The organism is Rhodoferax sp. ZS1R8 (assembly GCF_056521325.1).
The window spans coordinates 1-1076 of record NZ_JBWMBA010000178.1; the positions used below are offsets into that span (position 1 = coordinate 1).

A 1076-nucleotide genomic window follows, 5' to 3' on the forward strand; every position below is an offset into this window, starting at 1 on the left:
CAGCGGATTGATGGTTGTGGCCCGCAGCCGTGCAGTGATGGATGCCTTGGTGAATTCCATCGCCGCGCGGGATGTGAGTCGGCAATACTTGGCCATTGCGCACCGTCCCTGGACCGGACCAGCTCGCCGGACCGTGGATGCGCCGATAGGCCGTGACCCGCGCAATCGGCTGCGCATGGCCGTCATTGATCTGGAGAGCCAGGCAGGCAAAACGGCGAAGACGGATGTCGTGTTTCTGGACAATGCGGAGAGTGGTTGCTTGGTCCGCTGTATTTTGCACACGGGCCGGACCCATCAGATCCGAGTACACATGGCCTCGTTGGGCCATTCCTTGGTGGCCGATGTGATTTACGGAGGGGTCTGTGTAGCTGGTATGCCGCGGCAAGCCCTGCACGCCACCCGTTTGGCCTTCGCGCACCCGATGACAGGCCAGGCTCTGGCCTTTGAAGTCCCGCCACCCGAAGATTTCACGACGCTTCTCTCCGCATGGGGCCTGCGTTACAATCCATCCTTGCGGGTCGAAAACCCGTAAACGCCCCGGAACTTTGCCGGGGCTAGGCACGGTGAAGTCTTCACATCTGCTGCCGTCCGATTGGAATCTCATTGATTGCTCACCGGGATGGTGGCGTTTCCGATAAAGCCTGAATATGAACATGGCAGATGCCAAACGGGTCCTGGAGACTGCGTTAATTTGCTCACAGCAACCCTTGCCGTTGCGCGATATGCGTTCGCTCTTCAATGAGTCACTGGGAGCAGACACGCTCAAAAATTTGCTCGAAGAGCTTGGGAACGAATGGGCCGGTAAGGGTGTGGAGTTGGTGAGTATTGCCTCTGGATGGCGCTTTCAAAGCAGGCCGGAGATGCGCGAGTATCTGGATAGGCTGCATCCCGAAAAGCCACCGCGCTACACGCGGGCGACGTTGGAGACCTTGGCCATCATTGCCTATCGTCAACCGGTTACGCGGGGTGACATGGAGGATATCCGTGGCGTCACCATCAACTCTCTGTTGATCAAGCAACTGGAAGACAGGGGTTGGGTCGAAGTAATCGGACACCGGGAAGCTGCGGGTCGCCCC

2 protein-coding genes are annotated in these 1076 nt (G+C 58.6%); both read left to right on the top strand.

The window, feature by feature from the left end; genetic code table 11:
• The coding region (locus tag AC097P_RS24795; RefSeq protein WP_479613073.1) for an RluA family pseudouridine synthase at positions 1–532 on the top strand (532 nt) is incomplete at its 5' end.
• 115 nt (positions 533–647) lie between these two features.
• Positions 648–1076: SMC-Scp complex subunit ScpB (gene scpB / locus AC097P_RS24800; RefSeq protein WP_479613074.1), on the top strand; the 429-nt coding region annotated here is incomplete at its 3' end.